Annotated in this window: 3 protein-coding genes and 1 pseudogene; 2 read left to right on the forward strand and 2 right to left on the reverse strand. The window is 68.1% G+C overall.

Translation table 11 applies throughout. The annotated features are described in order from the left end of the window. A partial coding sequence (locus ACFWF3_RS29055) for a DUF3830 family protein (RefSeq protein WP_379316746.1) occupies positions 1-473 on the forward strand: 473 nt, incomplete at its 5' end. Between the two features lie 67 nt (positions 474-540). Here the strand turns inward: ACFWF3_RS29055 and ACFWF3_RS29060 are convergent. Together ACFWF3_RS29060 and ACFWF3_RS29065 are read right to left on the reverse strand one after the other, a co-directional pair. Next, positions 541-1,935, reverse strand: a complete 1,395-nt coding sequence (locus ACFWF3_RS29060; RefSeq protein WP_379316748.1) for an amidase — start codon at positions 1,933-1,935, stop codon at positions 541-543. A 12-nt stretch (positions 1,936-1,947) separates the two neighbouring features. Continuing rightward, complete coding sequence (locus ACFWF3_RS29065) at positions 1,948-2,913, reverse strand: D-2-hydroxyacid dehydrogenase (RefSeq protein WP_378995255.1); 966 nt, start codon at positions 2,911-2,913, stop codon at positions 1,948-1,950. A gap of 86 nt (positions 2,914-2,999) precedes the next feature. On the opposite strand from ACFWF3_RS29065, the pseudogene ACFWF3_RS29070 reads away from it, so the two are divergent. Further along, a pseudogene (locus tag ACFWF3_RS29070) lies at positions 3,000-3,418 on the forward strand (Asp/Glu/hydantoin racemase); the annotation flags it as partial.

Genomic DNA, 3,418 nt, shown 5'->3' on the forward strand with positions numbered 1-3,418 from the left:
CCCTCACCGAAGCCGGCGTCACCTGCCGCGCGCGCCTGCTCGACGACGAGGCTCCGCGCACGTGTGCCGCCGTCTGGGATGCGCTCCCGCAGGAGGGCGACGCCTTCCACGCCAAATACGCCCGCAACGAGGTCTACGCGCTGGTGCCCCGCATCACCGCGGCCCCGCATCGCGAAAACCCCACCGTCACACCGATTCCCGGCGACGTCTGCCTCTTCGACTTCGAACCGTGGGAAATCGGCAACCCCGCCTACGGCTACGAACCGGGCTCCGCCGCCCATCACGCCCAGGGCGCCACCGACCTCGCCCTGTTCTACGGCCGCAACAATCTCCTGATCAACGGCGACCTCGGCTGGGTTCCCGGCAGCGTCTTCGCCACCATCGAGGACGGTCTCGCGGACTTGGCGGCCGCCTGCAACGGGTTGTGGTTGCGCGGTGTCGAGGGTGAGACGCTGGCTTTCGCCCGCGCCTGACAGAGCGACCGCTCCGACGCCGTCGAATCCCTCGGCGGCGTCGAAAGAGGTGAGCGCCCTAGATATTTCAGGAGTTCAGCACGAACTCGGCGTGCCTGGCCACCGCGAGGATCAAGTCATCGGAGTGCCGGGGTCCCACGATCTGTAAGCCCACCGGCATTCCGGTGCGAGTCGTGCCGACCGGGATGCTGATGGCGGGCTGCTGCGTCATATTGAACGGGTAGGTGAACGGGGTCCAGTCCGGCCAGCCGCGCAGTCCGCTGCCCGGCGGCACATCGTGTCCGGCCTCGAACGCGGTGATCGGCATGGTCGGGGTGATCAGGACGTCGTATGCGGTGTGGAAGGTGCCCATCGTGATACCGACTTCCGCCGCGACATGGCGGGCGTCGAGATAGTCCACGGCGCTGACAGCTTCGCCGCGAGCCCAGACCGCGCCCAAGCCGGGATCCACCTTCGCCCGGGACTTGGCCGGGAACTTCGACAGCATGGTTGCCGCACCCGCCGCCCACAGGGTTTCGAAGGCCTCGCGCGGGTCGGCGAATCCGGGATCGACCGCATCGATGGTCAGATCGGCCGCGGCCAACCGCTGCACCGCGCGCTCGACGATCTGGGCCACCTCGGGGTCCACCTGTGCGTACCCGAGCGTGGCGGAGTAGCCGACCGACAGCCCGCGCACATCCCGCTGCATCTGACTGCGGAAGGTCGTCAAGGTGGGCGCCAGCGCGGTCGGGTCACGCGGATCCGGCAGCGACAGGATATCCATCAGCAGCGCCGCGTCCTCGACGGTGCGCGTCATCGGCCCGGCATGGGCGAGGGGCCCGAATGGGCTGGCCGGGTAGAGCGGCACCCGCCCGTGCGTCGGTTTGAAGCCGACGATCCCGCAGAACGAGGCCGGAATACGGATGCTGCCGCCACCGTCGGTGCCCACCGACACCGGCGTCATCCCACCCGCCACCGCCGCCGCGCTGCCACCGGACGATCCGCCCGCGGTCGTCGCGGGATCGGCGGGATTGCGGGTGACGCCGGTGAGCGGACTGTCGGTGACGCCCTTCCAGGCGATCTCCGGGGTGGTCGTCTTGCCGACGAACACCATCCCGTCCTCGCGCAGTCGAGCGGCGACCGGACTGTCCACCAGCCACGGCCCGCCCGCGTCGACGCAGGTGGAACCACGCAGGGTCGGCCAGCCTTCGGTCAGAAAGATGTCCTTGATGGAAATCGGCACGCCGTCGAGTAACCCGCGTGGATGGCCCGACTGCCAGCGCGCCTCGGAGTCCTTCGCCTGCACCAGCGCCCGGTCCGGATCGACCAGGCAGAACGCGTTGAGCGCGCCGTCGCGGGCCGCGATGACATCCAGGCAGGCTTGCGCTGCCTCGACGGGGGACAGCTGCCCGGCCGCATAGGCCGAGACCAGCTGAACCGCCGTCATCACGGTGGGATCGGTGGGGAGATCGGGCTGCGTCATGGCGGGGCTCCTTCAGCCGGGCACGTACCCGAGCGTCTTGTCGACAACGTTGTCCAGCGGCAGTCCGGCTGCCCACCTGCCGAAATTGTCGGTGAATGCGCGGACGATCTCGGTGCGCCAGCCGTGGAAATCACCCGAATTGTGTGGCGTGAGCACCACATTCGGAAGATCCCAGAGCGGATGGTCCGCGGGCAGCGGTTCCGGATCCACCACGTCCAGTGCGGCCGCGGCGATCGAACCGTTGCCGAGCGCGGCTACGAGATCGTCGGTAACCACTGATTCCCCGCGCCCGACATTGACAAACCTGGCATGCGGTTTCATGGCCGCGAACGCGGCGGCATCGAACATGTGCCGGGTCTGCGCGGTGAGCGGCGCGATCGCGATCACGTAGTCCGCGCCGGGCAGTTCGGCGTGCAGGTCGTCGCTGATGGTGCCGAAATCCGGGTCGCCGGAGCGGGCGCGGCGCCCGACCCCGCGCACCGTCATGCCCGCGGCGCGCAGCAATCGCGCGGTGGTGCGGCCGATCGAGCCGGTCCCGACGATCAGTGCCGTGGTCCCGGCCACGCGTTCGGATTCGCGGTGTCGCCACTCGTGCCGCTGCTGCAACCGGATCGAGCCGGGCAGGTCCTTGGCGAACGAGATGATCTGTCCGAGGACGTATTCGGCGATGGCCGTATCGAAGACATTGCGGGTGTTGGTGACCACCACCTCGGACGCGCGCAGCTCCGGGAACATCACCGGGTCCACGCCCACACCGCCCATGTGCAGCCAGCGCAGGCGATCGGCGCTGGGCCACGCACCGGGAACGGCGCGAGTCTGGAAGTCGTAGACGAACAGCACATCGGCGCCGTGTAGCGCGTCGGCGAGCCCGTCGGCCTCGGTGTAGCGCACGTCGGCGCGCTCGGCAACGGGGGCCATGAGGTCTGATTCGGGCAGGCTGTCACGATGTAGGACGGTGACAATCGGCCCGTTTTCCACATTGACACCGTACGATCAGATCGTATGATTGTCAACAATCCGATCGTGTTCGGAGGTCTGCCCGGCTGAGCGCGAGAGGGGCCGCAGTGGAGTTCAGCTTCCCGGACATCGACGGGCCGGTAGCCCAACGAGGTATCGGCGTGATCGCGCCGTTCGACCTGGCCCTCGAACGGGAACTGTGGCGGTGGGCGCCCCTCGAGGTGAGTCTGCACCTGGCCCGCACACCCTATGAACCGGTGCCGGTATCCCTGGCGATGGCCGAACTCGTGTCCAATCCGCTGCATCTCACGGCGGCCACCCACGACGTGCTGCACGTGGAACCGGAAGTCGTTGCCTACCTGTGTACTTCGGGCAGTTTCATCAACGGTCTCGCCTACGAACGATCCCTGCGGGAAACGATCTGCCTGGCCGGCGCACCGGATGCGGTGACCACCTCCGGCGCCTTGGTGGAAGCGATCAAGCATCTCAACATCACCCGGATGTCGGTGATCACCCCGTACGACGA

This window comes from Nocardia sp. NPDC060220, assembly GCF_042727815.1.
Taxonomy (GTDB): Bacteria; Actinomycetota; Actinomycetes; order Mycobacteriales; family Mycobacteriaceae; genus Nocardia.